Annotated in this window: 18 protein-coding genes; 10 read left to right on the top strand and 8 right to left on the bottom strand. The window is 73.5% G+C overall.

The features are described 5' to 3' along the window. Nucleotides 1-112 precede the first annotated feature (112 nt). From ACH4PU_RS16930 to ACH4PU_RS16910, 5 genes are all read right to left on the bottom strand, one after another. Entirely contained in the window at nt 113-1,222 is a 1,110-nt protein-coding gene (locus tag ACH4PU_RS16930) for a GGDEF domain-containing protein (RefSeq protein ID WP_398272183.1), read from the bottom strand. Between the two features lie 227 nt (nt 1,223-1,449). Then, on the bottom strand, nt 1,450-2,250 hold the full coding sequence (locus tag ACH4PU_RS16925) for an enoyl-CoA hydratase/isomerase family protein (protein ID WP_185941888.1): 801 nt from the start codon (nt 2,248-2,250) through the stop codon (nt 1,450-1,452). 169 nt (nt 2,251-2,419) lie between these two features. Continuing rightward, a complete protein-coding gene (locus ACH4PU_RS16920; protein ID WP_398272140.1) occupies nt 2,420-3,139 on the bottom strand; it encodes a ribonuclease H in 720 nt (239 codons plus the stop codon). Between the two features lie 329 nt (nt 3,140-3,468). Further along, on the bottom strand, nt 3,469-4,692 hold the full coding sequence (locus ACH4PU_RS16915; RefSeq protein WP_185941890.1) for an adenylate/guanylate cyclase domain-containing protein: 1,224 nt from the start codon (nt 4,690-4,692) through the stop codon (nt 3,469-3,471). 91 nt (nt 4,693-4,783) lie between these two features. After that, a complete protein-coding gene (locus ACH4PU_RS16910; protein ID WP_398272137.1) occupies nt 4,784-5,641 on the bottom strand; it encodes a biotin--[acetyl-CoA-carboxylase] ligase in 858 nt (285 codons plus the stop codon). Nucleotides 5,642-6,001: 360 nt separating this feature from the next. Here ACH4PU_RS16910 and ACH4PU_RS16905 point away from each other — a divergent pair, with 360 nt between their 5' ends. The 5 genes from ACH4PU_RS16905 (at nt 6,002) to ACH4PU_RS16885 (ending at nt 10,571) form a co-directional block, all read left to right on the top strand. Further along, entirely contained in the window at nt 6,002-7,663 is a 1,662-nt protein-coding gene (locus tag ACH4PU_RS16905) for an acyl-CoA carboxylase subunit beta (RefSeq protein WP_398272135.1), read from the top strand. Between the two features lie 109 nt (nt 7,664-7,772). Next, a complete protein-coding gene (locus ACH4PU_RS16900) occupies nt 7,773-7,982 on the top strand; it encodes an acyl-CoA carboxylase epsilon subunit (RefSeq protein ID WP_004949088.1) in 210 nt (69 codons plus the stop codon). A 102-nt stretch (nt 7,983-8,084) separates the two neighbouring features. Further along, entirely contained in the window at nt 8,085-8,213 is a 129-nt protein-coding gene (mmpB, locus tag ACH4PU_RS16895) for a morphogenic membrane protein MmpB (protein ID WP_004949086.1), read from the top strand. A gap of 160 nt (nt 8,214-8,373) precedes the next feature. After that, nucleotides 8,374-9,837: a peptidoglycan D,D-transpeptidase FtsI family protein gene (locus tag ACH4PU_RS16890; protein WP_398272131.1), complete on the top strand. Its 1,464-nt coding sequence runs from the start codon at nt 8,374-8,376 to the stop codon at nt 9,835-9,837. Nucleotides 9,838-9,929: 92 nt separating this feature from the next. Next, nucleotides 9,930-10,571: a Maf family protein gene (locus ACH4PU_RS16885; RefSeq protein WP_398272128.1), complete on the top strand. Its 642-nt coding sequence runs from the start codon at nt 9,930-9,932 to the stop codon at nt 10,569-10,571. A gap of 90 nt (nt 10,572-10,661) precedes the next feature. Here the strand turns inward: ACH4PU_RS16885 and ACH4PU_RS16880 are convergent, their stop codons facing one another. Then, nucleotides 10,662-11,441 carry a hypothetical protein gene (locus ACH4PU_RS16880; RefSeq protein WP_398272125.1) on the bottom strand — a complete coding sequence of 260 codons (780 nt, stop codon included), beginning with the start codon at nt 11,439-11,441 and terminating at the stop codon, nt 10,662-10,664. Nucleotides 11,442-11,996: 555 nt separating this feature from the next. On the opposite strand from ACH4PU_RS16880, the gene ACH4PU_RS16875 reads away from it, so the two are divergent. Together ACH4PU_RS16875 and ACH4PU_RS16870 are read left to right on the top strand one after the other, a co-directional pair. Further along, nucleotides 11,997-13,760, top strand: coding sequence for an acetyl/propionyl/methylcrotonyl-CoA carboxylase subunit alpha (locus ACH4PU_RS16875; RefSeq protein ID WP_398272122.1), 1,764 nt, complete (start codon nt 11,997-11,999; stop codon nt 13,758-13,760). Nucleotides 13,761-13,901: 141 nt separating this feature from the next. Next, complete coding sequence (locus ACH4PU_RS16870; RefSeq protein WP_398272120.1) at nt 13,902-14,498, top strand: TetR/AcrR family transcriptional regulator; 597 nt, start codon at nt 13,902-13,904, stop codon at nt 14,496-14,498. A gap of 84 nt (nt 14,499-14,582) precedes the next feature. On the opposite strand, the gene ACH4PU_RS16865 is transcribed toward ACH4PU_RS16870, so the two are convergent. Both ACH4PU_RS16865 and ACH4PU_RS16860 read right to left on the bottom strand, forming a co-directional pair. Continuing rightward, entirely contained in the window at nt 14,583-15,587 is a 1,005-nt protein-coding gene (locus tag ACH4PU_RS16865) for a DeoR/GlpR family DNA-binding transcription regulator (RefSeq protein WP_398272181.1), read from the bottom strand. Nucleotides 15,588-15,766: 179 nt separating this feature from the next. Next, nucleotides 15,767-17,188, bottom strand: coding sequence for an NAD(P)H-quinone dehydrogenase (locus ACH4PU_RS16860; RefSeq protein WP_398272118.1), 1,422 nt, complete (start codon nt 17,186-17,188; stop codon nt 15,767-15,769). Nucleotides 17,189-17,334: 146 nt separating this feature from the next. Between ACH4PU_RS16860 and ACH4PU_RS16855 the strand changes: the two genes are divergently transcribed. The 3 genes from ACH4PU_RS16855 (at nt 17,335) to ACH4PU_RS16845 (ending at nt 21,011) form a co-directional block, all read left to right on the top strand. After that, on the top strand, nt 17,335-17,772 hold the full coding sequence (locus tag ACH4PU_RS16855) for a gamma-glutamylcyclotransferase (protein WP_398272116.1): 438 nt from the start codon (nt 17,335-17,337) through the stop codon (nt 17,770-17,772). A 212-nt stretch (nt 17,773-17,984) separates the two neighbouring features. Beyond that, complete coding sequence (locus ACH4PU_RS16850; protein ID WP_398272113.1) at nt 17,985-18,806, top strand: purine-nucleoside phosphorylase; 822 nt, start codon at nt 17,985-17,987, stop codon at nt 18,804-18,806. 513 nt (nt 18,807-19,319) lie between these two features. Beyond that, nucleotides 19,320-21,011, top strand: coding sequence for a phospho-sugar mutase (locus tag ACH4PU_RS16845; protein WP_398272110.1), 1,692 nt, complete (start codon nt 19,320-19,322; stop codon nt 21,009-21,011). Nucleotides 21,012-21,085 lie beyond the last annotated feature (74 nt).

Raw genomic sequence — 21,085 nt, 5'->3', positions numbered from 1 at the left:
AGCCCGTCCGGCGTTTGAGGACAGCGCCCGCAGGGCGCTTCGGGGGTGCGGGGGCTCGCCCCCGCAAGAAACGGTGAAAGGGCGGGACCGGGGCACCCCACCGGGCGCGGCCCTAGGGCCGCCGCCCCCGGAACCGGCGCCGCTCGGCGCGCGGCGGCTCCGGCGGCCGGTCCGCGAGCCGGACGACCGGATCGTCGGGGCCGCCCTCGCGGCCGGCCACCACCGGCTTCTCCGCACCCGCCGCCTTCGCGCGGTACTGAGCCGCGTCAGCGAGCCGGAAGAGACGGCGGGCGGTACGAACAGCACCTATGGGGTCACCCGTGGACGCTATGCCGCACGCGACCCCCTCACCAAGCTCCAACCGCCGCGCCCGCAAGCACAGTTCCTCGGCCGCCCGAACCACCTCGTCGGCCGGAGCCCCGACCGCGAGCAGGCAGAACTCGTCACCTCCGAGCCGCGCGGCGAGCGCACCCGGCAGCCGTGCGCCGCACAGCGACAGCAGTGAGCCGAATCGTTCCAGCAGCCGGTCGCCCTGCGCGTGCCCGAGGGTGTCGTTGACCCGCTTCAGGCCGTTGAGGTCGCAGACGACCAGGCTGACGACGACGCCCTCCGCCAGATGCCGTTCGATGGCCTCGTCGAGCCGCGCGTCGACGGCGCGGCGGTTCCCCAGGCCGGTCAGGGGGTCGGTGTAGGCCAGCCTGCGGGCCTCCTCCAGCCGCTCGGTCTGGACGATGCCGGCGGCGGTGACGGCGGCCAGGACGGCCGCGAAGTCCGCGTCGGCGCGGCCGAAGCGGGGAGCGCCCACGGGCCGCGCCACGTACAGCTCGCCCCAGGCGCGGCCGTGCAGCACGATCGGGGCGATCACGCAACTGCCCCGGCGCCGGCGGCGCAGCACCTCGACGCGGTGGCCCACGGGGAGCGGGGGCGACGCGCCGGCTCCTGCCTCCGTATCGTCCAGGTTCTCCACCCAGGCGTGCGGCCGCCCGCCCACCCACTCCTCGTGCAGGAACTCGGCGACCTCGGGGAAGTTGTGCACCGGGTACGTCTCATCGGCGGGGAACCGCTCCTCGTCGGGATCGCGCTCCCCCTCGTTGACGAGGACCCGCAGCCGGCCGCTCTCGCGCTCCCAGACGGAGACCGCGGCGAAGGAGCCGTTCAGGGCGCGCAGGGCGCCCTCCGCGGCCGCGGCCACCCCGTCGAGAAGGGACTGCGCCGCCGCCATCGCCTGCGCCAGCTCCACCACGGCGGACAGGCGGTCGTCACGATCCGCGTCACCAGCCACCAGAGCCTCACATTCCACCGCTGCGCGCAGCCCTCGCACTCCAGCGTAGGAATGGTGCGCTCAATCCGCCTTATGAGGGTTCCGCGACTGCCCGCTTCATCCCAGGTCATCCTGTTTCGTCGACGACGATCCGCTCATGGCCGGGGGCCGGCCGGCCCCCGGTACCGTCACTCGCCCGGCCAGTCCGGCGTCCGCTTCTCGTTGAACGCGGCCACGCCCTCCGCGCGGTCCCCGGAGAAGGCCACCGTGCGCCAGGCCGCGTCCTCGACCTCCAGCCCGGCCCGCAGGTCCAGACCGTGCCCGAGGCGCAGGGCCCGCTTGGCCGCCCGCAGGCCGACCGGCGAGTTCGCGGCGATCCGGGCGGCGAGGGCCAGCGCCTCGTCGCGGTCCTGCCCCGCGGGCACCAACTGGTCGACCAGGCCCAGCTCCCGGGCCTCCGCCGCCGCCACCCGCCGCGCGCTGAAGATCAGCTCGGCGGCGCGGGCCGCGCCGACCCGGCGCGGCAGCAGCTGGGTGCCGCCCCCGCCCGGGATCACCCCGACGGACACCTCGGGGAGCCCCACCACCGCGGTCTCGTCCGCGACGATGATGTCGCAGGACAGGGCGAGTTCGAAGCCGCCGCCGAGGGCGAAGCCGTGCACGGCGGCGATGGCCGGCACCGGCAGCTCCAGGACGCCGGTGTAGGCGGCGCGGGCGTGCGGGCGCTGGCGCGAGAGGTCGGCGTCCGTGAAGGAGTTGCGCTCCTTGAGGTCCGCGCCGACGCAGAACGCCCGCTCGTGCGTGGACGTCAGGACGACGGCGCGGACGGTCCGGTCGGCGGAGAGGGCGGCGGTCGCCTCGGCGATCGAGCGGCCCAGTCCGGTGGACACGGCGTTCATGGCCTTCGGGCGGTCGAGTACGAGCTCGGCTACTCGGCCGTCTTCGTGCGGGCGGACGGCGACCCACTCACCAAAGCGTTGTTCGCTCACGCGATTCACCCTCTTCTCGGCTGTGGCCACGATCATGCACTGGCCGCCGTGGCGGTGCCATACCCGTGGGGGGCTTGCCGCGCGGGCCGGCGCCCGCCGGGGGGCGCCCCGGCTCCTCCCCCGCGGGGGCGAGCCCCCGCACCCCCGAGCGCACCTGCGGCACGCGTCCTCAAACGCCGGACGGGCTGGAATCCGTCCTGCACGCCACGTGCCCCCAGCCCTGCTGGTTCTTGGCGATCGGCTCGCCCGCCGCGTAGGACTTCCCGCAGACGCACCGGCCCGGGAACTTCGCCTTGAGGGTGCCTCGGGAACGGGAGCTCTTCGCGCCCGGAGTGGTGGACCCGCCCGACGTGCCGCCGGTCCGCCGGGGGCGCGGCGGGGCCGTCGCGCGGGAGGCATCCGGGACGGGGAACCCGTCGTCGCCGTGGGCCGTGCCCGCCGCGCGCTGGGAGACCGCGGCGTCGCTGGCGGCCTGGTCGGCGATCGCGTTGAGCGGGTCGCCGCCCTGCTGGTGCGCGGGCACGTACCGGAACTCGACCGTGCGCCCGGTGAGCAGCTCGTCGATGCTCCGGACCAAATCCTGGTTGGCGACCGGCTTCCCGGCCGCCGTCTTCCAGCCGTTCCGCTTCCATCCCGGCAGCCACTTGGTGACCGCGTTCATCGCGTACTGCGAGTCGAGCCGGACCTCGACCGGGACGGCCGGGTCGGTGGCCTCCAACAGCCGTCGCAGAGCGGTGAGCTCGGCGATGTTGTTGGTCGCCCGGCCCAGCGGGCCGGCCTCCCAGCGCTCCGGCCGTCCCTCGGCGTCGGCCGTCACCCATGCCCAGGCGGACGGCCCGGGGTTCCCCTTCGAAGCGCCGTCACAAGCGGCGATGATGCGATCGAGCATGCCCCGATGATGTCAGGAGACGCGCCCCTCCCCCGCCCTCACACCGGAACCGCCTCCCCGGCGGACCCGGCCGCACCGTGCCGTCGGCCCCCGGCCCGGGCATGGGCGGCATCCGCTCGGGCAGGTGGTGCGGCGGGGCGTCCAGCCGCCCGGCGGTCACCGACGACGACGGCACCCGCCACCGACAACCGCCCCCACGGACGATGACGGCCGCCGCCACCGACGACCGCCCCCACCCCGCAAGTTGTCGGCTCAGGCGGCGCACGCCGCCCCGGCCGAGGACCCGTTCACGGCGCCCGCCCGCCACGAGGCAGGCGCGGCGGCCGCGTTCACCCCTGCTCCCGCCGCGTGAGCAGCCACGGCTCCACGACGCCCAGTCCCCGCACCGGCCGCTGCCACATCGGCTGGAGCGCGAAGCGGTACTTGACCGCCTCGGCGGGCCTGCCCTCCGCCTCCGCCGCGGCCATGGCCGCCGCCACCTCGGCCTCGGACTTCGGGGCGTCCCCGCTGCGCAGCAGCTCCTCCGCCAGGGCGCCGTCCACCAGCACCGCGTCCTTCGGCGCTATCGACGTCAGCCGGCTGGCCAGGTTGACCGTCGTGCCGAAGACGTCGCCCATGCGCGTCGTGACCGTGCCGAAGGCCATGCCGACGCGCAGTTCGGGCATGGTCTCGTCGTGGCTGAGGGTCTCGATCAGCCGGATGCCGATCTCCGCGGCCGTGCCCGCGTCGTCGGCCGCGTAGAGGACCTCGTCGCCCAGGGTCTTGATCAGGCGGCCGCCGTGCGCGGCCACCAGGTCCGCGGCCGTGGTCTCGAACGCCTCGACGAGCTCGCCGAGCTCCTCCTCCTCCAGCCGCCGGGTGAGCCGGGTGAAGCCCACCAGGTCGGCGAAGCCGACGGCCAGCCGCCGGTCGACCATCTCCGCGTCGTCCTGGGCCTGCACCACCCGGCCGGTCGCGGCGGCGAGCTGGCGCCGCCAGACGTAGATGAGGAACTCCTCCAGCTCCGGCAGGAGCAGTTCGACCAGCGGGTAGGTGATCTCGGCCCGGGTGAGGCCCGGTTCCTGAGGCTCGGTCAGGCCCTCCAGGAAGGAGTCGATCTGCCAGTCGGCGAGCCGGGCCGTGGTCTGGCCGGTGGAGCGGGCCACCTGGACGGCCATGGGCTCGCTCAGCAGCCCCGCCTCGACCAGGCCGGCCAGTCGCCGCAGGGCGAGGACGTCCGCCTCCGTGAGCGCCTTGGCCTGGCCGATGTCGGCGAAGCCCATGGCGCGCCAGAAGCGGGCCGCGAGGTCCATGGAGACGCCGGCCGCGCGGGCGGCCTGGAACGGGGTGTAGCGCCGCTCCGCGCCGAGGATCAGCGCCTCCAGCCGGAGCGCGAGCGGGTCGCCGCCCTCGTCGGCGGCGGAGTCGAGCTCCGCGGGCCCGTCGGCCCGTTCCGCCGTGTCGTCCGGGGCGCCCGCCCCTCGCGCGGTCCGCCCCTGCCCGTCGGCCTCCGAGACCTCCCCGGCCTCCCCGGCCTCTACGGAACGGGAGGTACCCCCACCGTCGGCGGTCACCGCCCGCCCCCTGTCCGATCCGTGCGCACTGCCCTGCCGATCGCCGCTCGCTCGCTTTCCGGTCACAACGATACGGCAGGTGTGCCCTAGCTCACTCTCCTGACGACGCCGGGCGCAGATGAACGATGTCCCCCGCGTCCACCGGCCGCTGCACCCCGTGCTCGGTGGCGAGCACCAGCCGGCCGTCGCCGTCGACCGCCACGGCCTCCCCGACCAGCTGCCGGTCGCCGGGCAGTTCGGCCCGTACGGTCCGGCCGAGGGTGGCGCAGCCGGCCGCGTACGCCTCCTGGAGCCGGCACGCCGCCGGGTCGCCGCCGGCGCCGCGCCAGGCCGTGTACCACTCCTCCAGAGAGCGGAGCACGGCCCGCAGCAGCGGGTCCCGGTCCAGCCGCCCGGCGCCGGCGAGGGCGAGCGAGCCCGCGGTGGGCACCGGGAGTTCGTCGGCGCGCAGGGAGACGTTGACGCCGATGCCGACGACGACGGAGTCGCCGGCCCGCTCGGCGAGGATGCCGCCGGCCTTGCGCTCCCGTCCTTCGACGGTGACGAGGAGGTCGTTGGGCCACTTCAGGGCGGTGTCGACGCCGGCGGCCCGGGACAGCGCGGAGGCGGTGGCGACGCCGGTCAGCAGCGGCAGCCAGCCCCAGCGGTGGACGGGCACGCCGGGCCCGGGGGTGAGCCGGACGGAGAGGAACAACCCGGACCGGGCGGGCGCGGACCAGGTGCGGTCCAGCCGGCCGCGGCCCGCCGACTGCTCCTCGGCGACGAGCACGGCGCCCTCGGGGCCGTCGGCCGCGGCGAGGTCGGTGTTGGTGGACCCGGTGTTCGCGACCACGTCCAGCGACGTCCACAGCCCTCCGGGCCGCAGCAGCGCGCGCCGGAGCGCGGGGGCGTTCAGCGGAGGCCGGTCCAGGTCGGACCAGCGGCTTCCGGGGGTGTCGGGGGGAGTCATACCGTCACCTTAGACATCGCCTCGAACCTCCCGGCCGGACGTGCCGTCGCCTCACCGGCCGCCCCCGCGGAGCACGCATACCGCCCCTGACGGCCGCCTCGTCTACCCCGTCGGCCACCACCCCCAAACCCCCGACGGCCCAGGTCTCACCGGCCCCACGAGGTGTGGCCAACGCCGCACTCCCGGAACGCGGTCGCGCCGATACGCTACGACCCGGTAGCCCCGATCCGGGCCGTTCCGGCGGCCGGATCCGGCACGCCCGCAGCAGGTCGTCCAGCACTCCGTCCCCGCCCCCGTCTCCCTTCACCCCCGCTTCTCCGGACCACCGCCCACCTCAGGACACACAGGAGCCGCAGCCCGATGTCCGAGTCAGCCGCCCAGCCCGCCGCCCGCCGTCCCGACGCCGCCGGCCCGCCCGGCGCGGAAGGTGCCGCGGGCACCGAGGGGATCGACATCCACACAACCGCGGGCAAACTCGCCGACCTCCGGCGCAGGATCGACGAGGCGACGCACGCCGGATCCGCGCGGGCGGTGGAGAAGCAGCACGCCAAGGGCAAGCTGACCGCCCGGGAGCGGATCGAGCTGCTGCTGGACGAGGGGTCGTTCGTCGAGCTCGACGAGTTCGCGCGGCACCGCTCCACCAATTTCGGCATCGAGAAGAACCGCCCCTACGGCGACGGCGTCGTCACCGGTTACGGCACCGTCGACGGCCGCACAGTCTGTGTGTACTCGCAGGACTTCACCATCTTCGGCGGCTCGCTGGGCGAGGTCTACGGCGAGAAGATCGTCAAGGTCATGGACTTCGCCCTGAAGACCGGCTGCCCGGTCGTCGGCATCAACGACGGCGGCGGCGCCCGGATCCAGGAGGGCGTGGTCGCGCTCGGCCTGTTCGCCGAGATCTTCCGCCGCAATGTGCACGGCTCCGGGGTGATCCCGCAGATCTCCCTGATCGTCGGCCCCTGCGCGGGCGGCGCGGTCTACTCCCCGGCGATCACCGACTTCACGGTGATGGTGGACCAGACGTCGCACATGTTCATCACCGGCCCCGACGTCATCAAGACCGTCACCGGTGAGGACGTCGGCTTCGAGGAACTGGGCGGCGCGCGCACCCACAACGCGACCTCCGGCGTGGCCCACCACATGGCGGGCGACGAGAAGGAGGCCATCGAGTACGTCAAGGCGCTGCTCTCCTACCTGCCGTCCAACAACCTCTCCGAGCCGCCCGCCTTCCCCGAGGAGGCCGACCTGGAGGTCTCGGACACCGACCGGGAGCTGGACACCCTCATCCCGGACTCGGCGAACCAGCCGTACGACATGCACACCGCGATCGAACACGTGCTGGACGACGGCGAGTTCCTGGAGACCCAGGCCCTGTTCGCGCCGAACATCATCACCGGCTTCGGCCGGGTCGAGGGCCACCCGGTGGGCATCGTCGCCAACCAGCCGATGCAGTTCGCCGGCTGCCTGGACATCGACGCCAGCGAGAAGGCGGCACGGTTCGTCCGCACCTGCGACGCGTTCAACGTCCCGGTGCTCACCTTCGTGGACGTCCCCGGCTTCCTGCCCGGCACCGACCAGGAGTACAACGGCATCATCCGGCGCGGCGCCAAGCTGATCTACGCCTACGCGGAGGCCACGGTCCCGCTGATCACGGTGATCACCCGCAAGGCGTTCGGCGGGGCGTACGACGTGATGGGCTCCAAGCACCTCGGCGCGGACCTGAACCTGGCCTGGCCGACCGCCCAGATCGCCGTCATGGGCGCCCAGGGCGCGGTCAACATCCTGCACCGCCGGGTGCTGGCGGCCGTCGAGTCCGACGAGGAGCGCGAGGAGCTGCGCGCCCGGCTGATCGCCGACTACGAGGACACGCTCCTCAACCCCTACACGGCGGCCGAACGCGGCTACGTGGACGCGGTGATCATGCCGTCGGACACCCGCCGGCACATCGTCCGGGGCCTGCGCACCCTGCGGGACAAGCGCGAGGTGTTGCCGCCCAAGAAGCACGGGAACATCCCGCTGTAGCGGTCGGCTGTACGAAGAGGGCGCCGCGGTCCGGCCCCGTACGCGGTGTGGGCGGGACGCGCGGCGGGCAGCCGCGGAGAGCGGTGGCAGCGCGTGAAGGGAGCTTCAGGTGATCAAGGTGGTACGCGGCAACCCCACGCCGGAGGAGCTGGCCGCCGCACTGGCGGTGGTCCAGGCCCGCGCGGCGGCCCGGGCGAACGCCGCCGCGCCGGACGAGGTCGTCCGCCCCGAGTGGGCCAGCCCGGCCCGGCTGGCCAGGACCCGGCGGGCGCCGGCGCCCGGACCGCGGGCCTGGCGCACGTCGTACTGGCCGGCCTGATCCCGGGCCACCGGCCCGCCCGGGCCCGGGAGACCCGGTTCACATCCCGGCCTGAGTACCCGTACTCAGGCCGGACGGAACCGCGCGCCGGACCATGGGGGTGTGCTGTGGTCCGACCCGTCCGACGAACCGCCCGACGAGCTGCGCGAGGCCCAGGCCATGCTGCGGCGGGCCGGGCTGCTGCTGGCGGTCGGGATGGTGGTGCTGTTCGTGCTGCTCGGGACGCCATGACGAGGCTGTGAGGGTTCCGTGAGGGATCTTTCGGGGCGTTCCGCGGGTATTGCCCCTTTTCACAGGAACCTCACAGGTTTCTTCCCTTTTGCAACCAGGCCGCTCCGGTTCCGCATCCTCCCCTGGGGGGGTCCACCGCGAACCGGGGAGTGGTCACACCTTGAACAAGCCCGTGCGACATATAGCGATCTTCACCGGCCTGCTGGTCCTCGCGCTGCTGGTGCGCAGCACATGGGTGCAGTTCGTCCAGGCCGACGAACTCGCGCACCACGACAAGAACCGGCGGGTGAAGATCGCCGCCTACGCGCAGCCGCGCGGCGACATCATCGTCGGCGGCAGTCCGGTCACCGGCTCCACGCCGACGTCCGCGGGCGACCTGAAGTACAAACGCACATACAAGAACGGGCCGGTGTACGCACCCGTGACCGGCTACTCGTCGCAGATCTACGCCAACAGCCAGCTCGAACACGTCTACAACCGCTTCCTCACCGGCGACGACGACCGGCTGTTCCTCCGGAACACCACCCGGGCGCTGACCGGGAAGAAGCCCGAGGGCGGCGACGTGGTCACGACCATCGACCCCAAGGCGCAGCAGGCCGCCTACGAGGGGCTGGCGAAGTACAAGGGCGCCGCCGTGGCGATCGAGCCCGCCACCGGGAAGATCCTCGCCCTGGTCTCCACGCCGTCGTACGACCCGTCGGTCTTTTCCGGGGAGCGCGACAAGGACGCGCGGGCCTGGCAGGCGCTGGAGAAGGACAAGGACAAGCCGCTCTCCAACCGGGCGATCAAGGAGCTGTACCCGGCGGGCTCCACCTTCAAGATCCTCACCGCCGCGGCCGCCCTCGACCACGGCCTGTACCACGACGTCGACTCGCCGACCGACTCGCCGTACCCCTGGAACCTGCCGGACACGGTCACGCCGATGAAGAACGAGAACGAGAACGCGCCCTGCCGCAACGCCTCGCTCAAGGTCGCGATGCAGTACTCGTGCAACAACGTCTTCGCCAAGATCGCCGCCGAGCTGGGCAAGGACAGGATGCGGGAGACGGCCGAGAAGTTCGGGTTCAACCAGGACCTCTTCATGCCCGTGGGAACCGCCAAGAGCGTCTACCCGAAGGAGATGAACCGGCCGCAGACCGCGCTCACCGGCATCGGGCAGGGCAGCCTCGCCGCCACCCCGCTCCAGGTCGCGATGATGACCGCCGCGCTCGCCAACGACGGCAAGCTGATGAAGCCGTACCTGGTCGACGGCCTGCGCTCGCCCGACCTGTCCACGGTCGAGCGGCACAAGCCGGAGGAGATGTCGCAGGCGGTCTCGGCGGATACGGCCCGCAAGGTGCGGGAGATGATGGAGTTCACCGCGCGGGAGGGCACCGGCAAGGCCGCGCTGATCGACGGGGTGACGGTCGGCGGCAAGACGGGCACCGCGCAGCACGGCGTCGGCAACAGCGAGATCCCGTACGCCTGGTTCGTCTCCTACGCCAAGCAGTCCGACGGCTCGCCGGTCGCGGTGGCCGTCTTCGTCGACCCGAAGGACTCGGGGGTCGACCGCGAGGACGTCTCGGGCGGCGGGCTCGCGGGGCCCATCGCGAAGAAGATCATGCAGGCGGTGCTGAAGAAGTGAGGTCCCGCGGGGTGCCGCCCGGGCGGGCTGTCCCGGCGGGCCGCCCGGGCGGGCGGAGGAGCGCCCCCGGCGTCTCCCTTAGCCTGGCCCGTATGACTGCCACGCCCTCCGCCGCCTCCTCCGGCTCCCTCGCCACGCCCGCGCGCCGCCTCGTCCTGGCCTCCCAGTCCCCCGCCCGCCTCGGCCTGCTGCGCCAGGCCGGGCTCGCCCCCGAGGTGATCGTCAGCGGGGTGGACGAGGACGCGCTGACCGCGCCCGACCCGGGCGCGCTGGCGCTGGTGCTGGCCGAGGCCAAGGCCGCGGCGGTGGCCGCCCGGCCGGAGGCCGCGGGGGCGCTGGTGATCGGCTGCGACTCGGTGCTGGAGCTGGACGGCCGGGCGCTCGGCAAGCCGACGGACGCGGAGGACGCCACGGCCCGCTGGAAGTCGATGCGCGGGCGCTCCGGCGTGCTGCGGACCGGTCACTGTGTGATCGACACGGCGACCGGCCGGCGCACCTCGGCGACCGCCTCGACGACGGTCCGCTTCGGTGAGCCGACCGACGCCGAGATCGCCGCCTATGTGGCCTCCGGCGAACCGTTGTACGTGGCCGGAGCCTTCACCCTGGACGGCCGGTCGGCCCCCTTCGTCGAGGGGATCGACGGCGACCCGGGCAATGTGATCGGCCTGTCGCTGCCGCTCCTCCGCAAGCTGCTGGCGGAGCTGGGAACGGCCATCACCGATCTGTGGGCGTGACGCCCGTACCGCGTGTCGGCGCGGTGTCCTGGGGCCGGGTGGCCTGGGCGTGGCGGGACGGACGTGGTGGGACGGGCGTGATCCGAGCGATCAGAGCGGAAGCTGCTTGGTGGCCTGGCCGACCTTCTTCAGCTGGCTGATCTGGCTCAGCTTGCCCAGTTCGTTGACCGCGTCCGGGTAGATGCTGGTGGGCGGGTTCTGCGGCGGCTCGGTGGCCTGGGGCGGAGTGGGCGCCGGAGGCTGCTGCGGCGGGGTGGGTGCCTGCGGCTGCATCGACTGCTGAGGCGACTGCTGCGGCTGCATCGACTGCTGCGGCTGCGACTGCGACTGCGCCATGGGCGCCTGCGACGGCGCGCTCGGCTGCCGTGACGGCGCGCTCGGCTGCTGCCGTCCGGCCGCGTGACGCGGACCCGCCGCATGACGCGGACCGGCCGCGTGACGCGGACCCGCCGCATGACGCGCGCCGGCGGCGTGCCGCGGGCCGGCCGCCGGCCGCGCGGGCGTGGCCTTCGCGGCGCCGGGCGTCTTCGCGGCGCCCGTGGCCTTCACGGCACCGGTCTTCTTCGCCGCTCGGGTCGTCTTCGCGGTCCCGGCCGCCTTCGCGGCTCCCGCCGCCTTCTGCGCCGAGGCCGCCTTCCGCGAAGCGGCCGCCTTCTGCCCGGCAGCCGCGTCCTGCGCCTTCTGCGGCTTCTGCGCGTTCCGTGCGGTGGCCGTCCGGTGCGGGGCGGCGGCCGGCGGCGCCGTCACGTCGCCCGCGCTCGCGGTCGGCTCCTTCGGCTGCGGCAGCGGCAGCGGTGCGGCGGACGCGGCGGTGGTCACGGAGAGGGCGGCCCCGGCCAGGGCGGCGGCTGCTGCAATGCGCTTGATCATGACTTCTTCAACGATGTCACGGCATATCGGTCACTGCTCCTGGCGCCTCCGCACCCCGCCGCCCCGGGGAACACCCGGGAAATCGCACGCACTTCACGCCTCCCCCGCCTGTGTGCGACCCACGCGCCCCGGGGGCCGGCCCGGACTCGCATCGCGGAAACGGCAGTTGAACACCTGCCGCACCATTCCTGAACGCGCTGTGCCGCTCCCCTCCGACACCACTCGGGCCCTCCCCTCGCACCCCCGCGCCTTCCCTCTCACCCGCCCCGGAAGCCACGCCTCCCGAACGCGCCGCATCGCAAACTTTCCGTCGTCCGTTCGTAGGGACCCCACAAAGATTGCGCCCCGGGGCACCCGGGTGATCGTCGAGACCTTGCCCACACCCCGATTCGCCCGCCACCCAGGTACAGGCGGCGTACCGTGGGACATCAAGGGTCTCCGGGGCACGCGGAACGCGCGCTTCACGCTCCGTGTGGGCAAGGTCACCCTCGACGTCGGGTCGGCACAGAGTGTCGCCAGTACCTAAACTCACCTTGTTTCAAGGAGGGAGCCATCGTGCGCAAGGTGCTCATCGCCAACCGTGGCGAAATCGCTGTCCGCGTTGCTCGTGCGTGCCGGGACGCCGGGATCGCAAGTGTGGCGGTCTACGCCGATCCGGACCGGGACGCCCTGCACGTCCGGGTGGCCGATGAGGCGTACGCGCTGGGTGGTGACACTCCCGCGGCCAGCTACCTCGATATGGCCAAGGTGCTCGCCGCCGCGGCGGAGTCCGGGGCGGACGCGATCCACCCCGGTTACGGCTTCCTCTCCGAGAACGCCGAGTTCGCGCAGGCCGTCATCGACGCGGGCCTGACCTGGATCGGCCCGCCGCCGCACGCCATCCGCGACCTGGGCGACAAGGTGGCGGCCCGTCACATCGCCCAGCGCGCCGGCGCGCCGCTGGTGGCCGGTACGGCCGACCCGGTCTCGGGCGCCGACGAGGTCGTCGCCTTCGCCGAGGAGCACGGCCTGCCGATCGCCATCAAGGCCGCCTTCGGCGGTGGCGGGCGCGGTCTGAAGGTCGCCCGCACGCTGGAGGAGGTGCCGGAGCTCTACGACTCCGCCGTCCGCGAGGCGGTCGCCGCCTTCGGCCGCGGCGAGTGCTTCGTCGAGCGCTACCTGGACCGCCCCCGGCACGTCGAGACGCAGTGCCTGGCGGACAAGCACGGCAACGTCGTGGTGGTCTCCACCCGCGACTGCTCTCTCCAGCGCCGGCACCAGAAGCTCGTCGAGGAGGCGCCCGCGCCGTTCCTGAGCTCCGAGCAGAACGCCGAGCTCTACCGCGCGTCCAAGGCCATCCTCCGCGAGGCGGGCTACGAGGGCGCCGGCACCTGCGAGTTCCTGGTGGGCCAGGACGGCACGATCTCCTTCCTGGAGGTCAACACCCGGCTCCAGGTCGAGCACCCGGTCACCGAGGAGGTCTCCGGGATCGACCTGGTCCGCGAGATGTTCCGCATCGCCGACGGCGAGGAGCTCGGCTACGACGACCCGCCGCTGCGGGGTCACTCGTTCGAGTTCCGTATCAACGGCGAGGACCCGGGCCGCAACTTCCTGCCCGCCCCGGGCACCGTCACCCGCTTCGACGCGCCGTCCGGTCCGGGCGTCCGGCTGGACGCGGGCGTCGAGGCCGGCAGTGTCATCGGCCCGGCGTGGGACTCCCTGCTGGCCAAGCTGATCGTCACCGGCGCCACCCGTGAGCAGGCCCTCCAGCGGGCCGCCCGCGCGCTCGGCGAGTTCCAGGTCGAGGGCATGGCCACGGCCATCCCGTTCCACCGCGCGGTGGTCACCGACCCGGCGTTCGCCCCCACCGACGGCACTCCGTTCAAGGTCCACACCCGCTGGATCGAGACCGAGTTCCAGAACACGATCCCTCCCTTCGCGGGCACCGCCGCCGAGGACGAGGACGAGGCGCCGGGCCGCGAGACCGTCGTGGTCGAGGTCGGCGGCAAGCGCCTGGAGGTCTCCCTCCCATCGTCGCTGGGCATGACCATCGCCCGCACCGCCGCCGCCGGCGGCGCCCGCCCCAAGCGCCGCGCCGCCAAGAAGGCCGGTTCGGCCGCCTCCGGCGACGCGCTGACCTCGCCCATGCAGGGCACGATCGTCAAGGTGGCGGTCGAGGAGGGGCAGCAGGTCGACGCGGGTGACCTGATCGTGGTCCTGGAGGCCATGAAGATGGAGCAGCCCATCAACGCGCACCGCGCGGGCACCGTCAAGGGCATCACGGCGGAGATCGGCGGCTCGGTGTCGTCGGGCGCGGTGATCTGCGAGATCAAGGACTGACGTCGGACACGACGCACGCGGGCCCCGGCCGTTCCCACGGCCGGGGCCCGCGTGCGTACGCACCCCAGGCGTGACACCCGGCCGTCGCCGCCCCCATGACATCCTTGACACCGCGGGGAGCGACCGGAGGGACGGACGGACATGACGACCGAGACGGCACGGACGTCAGCACGACCCATGCGGGCGGACGCCCGGCGCAACTACGAACGGCTGCTCACGGAGGCGCGGACCGCCTTCACCGCGCACGGTACGGACGCCTCGCTGGAGGACGTGGCCCGGCGGGCCGGAGTCGGGATCGGGACGCTCTACCGGCACTTCCCCAACCGCACGGCGCTGATGTGCGCGGTCTTCCAGGGGGAGGTCGACGGGCTGCTGGCCCGCTCGCGGGAGCTGCTGGCCGCGCCCGAGCCGTGCCGGGCGCTCGTCGACTGGCTGCGGGCCGTCATCGCGCACGCCAGCACCTACCGGGGACTGGCCCGGGCCCTGATGGCCGCTCAGTCCGACGAGGCGTCCGCGCTCGCCCGGTGCAGCCTGCCGATGCGGGAGGCGGGCGGCACGCTGCTCGCCCGGGCGCAGCGGGCCGGGGCGGTCCGCGCGGACGTGAGCGTGACCGATCTGCTGCAGCTGACCAACGCCATCGCGCTGGCGGTCGAACAGACGCCGGAGGACCCGGAGTTGGCCGACCGCCTGCTCACGCTGACGCTGCGGGGCATCCGGCCCGAGCCCCGCGCGGACTGACGGGTCCCGCGGGTTCGCGTTTCTCGATGGCCACCGTTATGGCCACCGTTCGGCATTCACCCGAACGGGCGGTTCTGCGGTGGCTCAGCGCCGCCGCGGCGCCAGGTCCGCGACGCGGGCCGACGGCTGCTCGCCCAGCGGCCCGGCACCCCGTAGCTGCGCCTGCATCCCCGGCGGTCCGCCCTGTGCGGGCCCCGGGTAGGGCTGGCCGTGCGGACCGCCGTGGGCACCGTGCCGGGCGCCCTCGCCGCCCAGCGGGTGGGCCCGCCGCTGCCCGGGCAGGGGCGGCGCCTCCCGCCGGCGGGCGGGCGGCCCCGACTCGCCGTGCGGGCCCGGCTGCGCACCGTGGCCCGCGACGGAGATGTGCACCCCCTGGTCGGCGAGCGCCTGGAGCTCCGTCGCCGCCCGTTCGTCGTGCGGCGGCGGCTCGTCGGTCACGAGTCTGGTGATCACGTCCGTCGGGACGGTCTGGAACATGGTGTCGGTGCCGAGCTTGCTGTGGTCCGCGAGGACCACGACCTCGGCCGCCGCCTGCACCAGGGCCCGGTCGACGCTGGCGGAGAGCATGTTGGAGGTGGACAGGCCGCGTTCGGCGGTCAGACCGCTCCCGGAGAGGAACGCCCGGGAGACCCGCAGCCCCTGGAGGGACTGCTCGGCGCCGCTGCCGACCAGCGCGTAGTTGGAGCCGCGCAGGGTGCCACCGGTCATCACGACCTCGACCCGGTTGGCGTGGGCGAGCGCCTGGGCGACGAGCAGGGAGTTGGTCACCACGGTGAGCCCCGGCACCCGCGCGAGCCGGCGGGCCAGCTCCTGCGTGGTGGTACCGGCGCCGACGACGACGGCCTCGCCCTCCTCGACGAAGCTCGCCGCGAGGTCGGCGATGGCCGTCTTCTCCGCGGTCGCTAGATGGGATTTCTGCGGGAAGCCGGACTCCCTGGTGAAACCTCCGGGCAGCACCGCACCGCCGTGCCGGCGGTCGAGCAGCCCTTCCGCTTCGAGCGCCCGTACGTCACGCCGTACGGTCACTTCGGAGGTCTGGACGACGCGGGCGAGCTCACGCAGCGATACCGCTCCGTTGGCGCGCACCATTTCGAGGATCAATTGACGACGTTCTGCAGCGAACACGAAACCGACAGTAACGCCAACGACCATCTGCTTTCAGCAGGTTGCACCAACTAACGGAAGTTGTTCGCCGGGCACCCCAAGAAGTGGTATAGGGAACCGGAAGGAGAGCCACCCCCTCCGGTCCCCCGGAACCCCGGTGGGCCTCAGCCCTCCCGCTGGGCCTTCCGCGTGTGCAGCTGACGCGCCACTTCCGCGACAGACCCGGACAGGGACGGGTACACGGTGAACGCGTTCGCGATCTGTTCCACGGTCAGATTGTTGTCGACCGCGATCGAGATCGGATGAATCAGCTCGCTGGCCCGCGGCGCGACGACCACGCCGCCGACCACGATCCCCGTACCCGGACGGCAGAACAGCTTGACGAATCCGTCCCGGATTCCCTGCATCTTCGCGCGGGGATTGCGCAGCAGCGGCAACTTGACGACACGGGCGTCAATCAGGCCCTTGTCGACGTCCGCCTGCGAATACCCGACCGTCGCAATCTCCGGATCCGTAAATACGTTCGCGGATACAGCCTTGAGATTGAGCGGCGCCACCGCGTCGCCCAGGAAGTGGTACATCGCGATCCGGCCCTGCATGGCGGCGACGGAGGCGAGCGCCAGCACACCGGTGCAGTCGCCGGCCGCGTAGACGCCGGGGGCGCTGGTGCGCGAGACCTTGTCCGTCCGGATGTGGCCCGACTCCGTCAGCCGGACGCCGGATTCCTCCAGGCCCATGTCGGCGGTGTTGGGGATCGAACCGACGGCCATCAGGCAGTGCGTACCGCTGATGACGCGTCCGTCGGCCAGGGTGACCTCCACCCGGTCGCCCACCCGCTTGGCGGCCTGCGCCCGCGAGCGCGCCATGACGTTCATGCCGCGGCGGCGGAAGACGTCCTCCAGCACGGCGGCGGCGTCCGGGTCCTCGCCCGGCAGCACCCGGTCGCGCGAGGAGACCAGGGTGACCTCCGAGCCCAGCGCCTGGTACGCGCCGGCGAACTCGGCGCCGGTGACGCCCGAGCCCACCACGATGAGCTCCTCGGGCAGCTCCTCCAGGTCGTAGACCTGGGTCCAGTTGAGGATCCGCTCGCCGTCCGGCAGCGCGTCCGGGATCTCCCGGGGGTGCGCGCCGGTGGCGATCAGGACGGCGTCCGCGAGCAGCGTCTCCTCGCCGTCGCCCGTCCGCACGATCACCCGGCGGGTGCCGTCGGCCTCCCGCACCGGGTCCAGCCGGCCCCGGCCGCGCAGCACCCGGCCGCCGGCCCGGGTCACGGAGGCGGTGATGTCGTGCGACTGGGCCAGCGCCAGCCGCTTCACCCGGCGGTTGACCTTCCCCAGGTCCACCCCGATGACGGCCCCGTCGTCGACGGTGATGCCCAGCTCCTCGTACGACGAGTCGAAGGAGGTCATCACCTCCGCCGTCGCTATGAGCGTCTTCGAGGGCACGCAGTCGGTCAGCACCGACGCCCCGCCCAGACCGTCGCAGTCGACGACGGTCACCTCCGCACCGAGCTGCGCGGCGACGAGCGCCGCCTCATAGCCGCCGGGTCCGCCACCGATGATCACGATCCGAGTCACGTACTCCATTGTCCCGCACCCATCAAAGCGACTCCTTCCGGGGCCTCCGGTGGTTCCGGCGCCTGTCGGATGCGGCGCCGGAACCGGAAGCGGGCGGTCCCTACGAGACTGCCATCCCAAATGCGGTCCCGCCTCACTCCCGTACCCTCAGAACCATGTCGCTCTACGCCGCGTACGCCGGCAACCTCGACGCGCGGCTGATGACGCGCCGCGCCCCCCACTCGCCGCTGCGCGGCACGGGCTGGCTCGCCGACTGGCGCCTGACCTTCGGCGGGGAGCAGATGGGCTGGGAGGGCGCCTTGGCCACCGTGGTGGAGGAGCCGCGGTCGCAGGTCTTCGTCGCCCTCTACGACATCGCCCCGATGGACGAGGAGTCGATGGACCGCTGGGAGGGCGTCGGCCTCGGCATCTACCGGCGGATGCGGGTCCGGGTGCACACCCTGGACGGCGAGGAGACCGCCTGGATCTACGTCCTCAACGGTTACGAGGGCGGCCTCCCCTCCGCCCGCTACCTGGGCGAGATCGCGGACGCGGCGGAGTCGGCGGGGGCGCCGCACGACTATGTGATGGAGCTGCGGAAGCGGCCGTGCTGAGCCGATCCAGCCCGTCCGGCGTTTGAGGACAGCGCGCGCAGCGCGCTTCGGGGTGCGGGGCGAAGCCCCGCAAGAAACGGTGAGAGGGCGGGTCCGGGGCACCTCCCACAGGCCACCCCAGGCCGCTTCGTGAGAAGCGACAAAGCAACAGTCGCAAGACCGTAACCTGCGACATCTACGCGCGTAGGCGCCGACCGGTTACCCTCGTCCGCGTGAACGCATCAGTTACTCCGGACATCCAGGCCGACCCGTACGCCGCGGCCGACGCCGCCGCCGCCCGACTGCGCGAGCTCACGGGCGCCGAGACCCACGACGTCGCCCTGGTCATGGGCTCCGGCTGGGTTCCCGCGACCGAGGCGCTCGGCGCGCCCGAGACCGAGTTCCCGGTCACCGAGCTCCCCGGCTTCTCCGCCGCCGCCGTCGCCGGCCACGCGGGCACCGTGCGCTCGTACAAGATCAACGACAAGCGCGCGCTGGTCTTCCTCGGCCGCACGCACTACTACGAGGGCCGCGGCGTCGCCGCCGTCGTCCACGGCGTCCGCACGTCCGTCGCCGCCGGCTGCAAGACCGTCGTCCTGACGAACGGCTGCGGCGGTCTCCGCGACGGCATGCGCCCCGGCCAGCCGGTGCTGATCAGCGACCACCTGAACCTCACGGCGACCTCGCCGATCGTCGGCGCCAACTTCGTCGACCTCACGGACCTGTACTCGTCCCGCCTGCGCACCCTGTGCAAGGAGGTCGACGAGACGCTGGAGGAGGGCGTCTACGCCCAGTTCCCCGGCCCGCACTACGAGACGCCGGCCGAGGTCCGCATGGCGCGCCTGCTGGGCGCCGACCTCGTGGGCATGTCCACCACCCTGGAAGCCATCGCGGCGCGCGAGGCGGGCGCCGAGGTGCTCGGCATCTCCCTCGTCACCAACCTGGCCGCGGGCATGACCGGCGAGCCCCTCAACCACGAAGAGGTGCTCCAGGCCGGCCGCGACTCGGCCGCCCGCATGGGCTCGCTGCTGGCCCAGGTGCTGCCCCGCCTGTGACGGGACGCCCGTGACGGTCGTCCGCGGCGGTCGTCGTCGTCCGGAGGCGCGGATCCACCCACGGCGGGCCGCCGTGGGCGGGCCCGCGCCTCCGGCGCGTCGCACCGCCCCGGGCGGCTGTACGGGTCCGGACGCTATCGGCCCGGACGCCACAGGCCCGAGCGGCCGTACGGAAGCGGGCGGTCCGTCCGGACGCGGCCGTACGGCCCCGGGCACACCCGGCGACGGAACGGCGGGAGCGCGCCGGAGGCCGAGGCGGCGAACGGGCCCGTACCGAGGCCCCGAGGCCCCTCCGACGCCTCCCGGCGGCCGGTTCCCACCGGCTCCGGGCGGCCCCGGGCGATCTTCGCGGCGTTTCGGGGAACACCCGTAACAGCCGTGTACCCGCCGCCCCGCGACCGTCCGCCCCACCGCCGGGGCACAGCACCACACAGCACCCCGCACCGCACCGCCCTGAAACAGCACCGCGCAGCGGCCCGCACACGCAACTCAGACAACCCCCGGAGGAACATCGTGGAGCAGGAGCGAGACGACCTCCTCACCCGAGCCCGGACCTGGCTCGCCGAGGACCCCGACCCCGAGACCCGCGCGGAGCTCACCGCGCTCGTCGACGCCGAGAACCTGCCCGAGCTGGCGTCCCGCTTCGCCGGCACCCTCCAGTTCGGCACCGCCGGCCTCCGCGGCGAGCTGGGCGCGGGCCCGATGCGGATGAACCGCGCCGTGGTGATCCGGGCGGCCGCGGGCCTCGCCGCGTACCTCAAGAAGCAGGGCCACGCCAACGGCACCGTCGTCATCGGCTACGACGCCCGCCACAAGAGCGCGGACTTCGCGCGCGACACCGCGGCCGTCATGGTCGGCGCGGGCCTGAAGGCGGCGCTGCTGCCGCGTCCGCTGCCCACCCCGGTCCTGGCCTTCGCCATCCGCCACCTGGGCGCCGTGGCCGGCGTCGAGGTGACCGCGAGCCACAACCCGCCGCGCGACAACGGCTACAAGGTCTACCTGGGCGACGGTTCGCAGATCGTGCCGCCGGCCGACGCGGGCATCGCCGCCGAGATCGCCGCCGTGGCGAGCCTGGACGACGTTCCGCGCCCCGAGTCCGGCTGGGAGACGCTGGACGACGCAGTCGTCGAGGCGTACCTGAAGCGCACCGACGCCGTCCTCACCGAGGGCTCGGCCCGCGACGTGCGCGTGGTCTACACGCCGATGCACGGCGTCGGCCGGACCGTCCTGACCGCCGCCTTCGCCCGCGCCGGCTTCCCGGCGCCGGTCGTCGTCGCCGAGCAGGCCGAGCCGGACCCGGACTTCCCGACGGTCGCGTTCCCCAACCCGGAGGAGCCGGGCGCGATGGACCTGGCGTTCGCCACGGCCCGCGCCGCGGCCGAGCGCGGCGAGGCGCCGGACATCGTCATCGCCAACGACCCGGACGCCGACCGCTGCGCCGTCGCCGTCCCCGACCCGTCCGCCGACGCGGGCTGGCGGATGCTGCGCGGCGACGAGGTGGGCGCGCTGCTCGCCGCGCACCTGGGCCGGAAGGACGCGACCGGCATGTTCGCGACGACGATCGTCTCCTCGTCGTTGCTCTCCCGCATCGCCGCGGCGAGCGAGGGCGTCGACTACACCGAGACCCTCACCGGTTTCAAGTGGCTGGCCCGCGTCGACGGCCTGCGCTACGCCTACGAGGAGGCGCTTGGCTACTGCGTGGACCCGGCGGGCGTCCGGGACAAGGACGGCATCACCGCCGCCCTGCTGGTCGCCGAGCTGGCCGCCGGGCTCAAGGAGCAGGGCCGGTCCCTGACCGACCTCCTCGACGACCTGGCCGTCGAGCACGGCCTGCACGCCACGGACCAGCTGTCGGTCCGCGTCCAGGACCTGTCCCTGATCGCCGCCGCCATGCGCCGTCTGCGTGAGCAGCCGCCGACGGCCCTGGCCGGTCTCGCGGTCGCGTCGGCGGAGGACCTGGCGGAGGGCTCCGAGGCGCTGCCGCCGACCGACGGCCTGCGATACCACCTTTCGGGTGACACCGAGGGCACCGTTTCGGCCGCCCGGGTGATCGTCCGTCCGAGCGGTACGGAGCCCAAGCTCAAGTGCTACCTGGAGGTCGTCGTCCCGGTCGGCTCCGCCGCGGACCTGACGGATGCGCGGCGCCGCGCGGCGGACGTCCTCGCGTCGGTCAAGAAGGACCTGGCGGAGGCGGCGGGCATCTGACGCCGCTGGTCAGCGCCTTGTGAGGCCCCGCTCCCGGGGAGACCGGGGGCGGGGCCTCCGCCGTGGAAATCCGC

The organism is Streptomyces sp. NPDC021100 (assembly GCF_044333095.1).
Classification (GTDB): Bacteria; Actinomycetota; Actinomycetes; order Streptomycetales; family Streptomycetaceae; genus Streptomyces.
The sequence above is the reverse complement of the archived record's forward strand: the minus strand, read 5'-3'. Positions and strand labels throughout refer to the sequence as shown.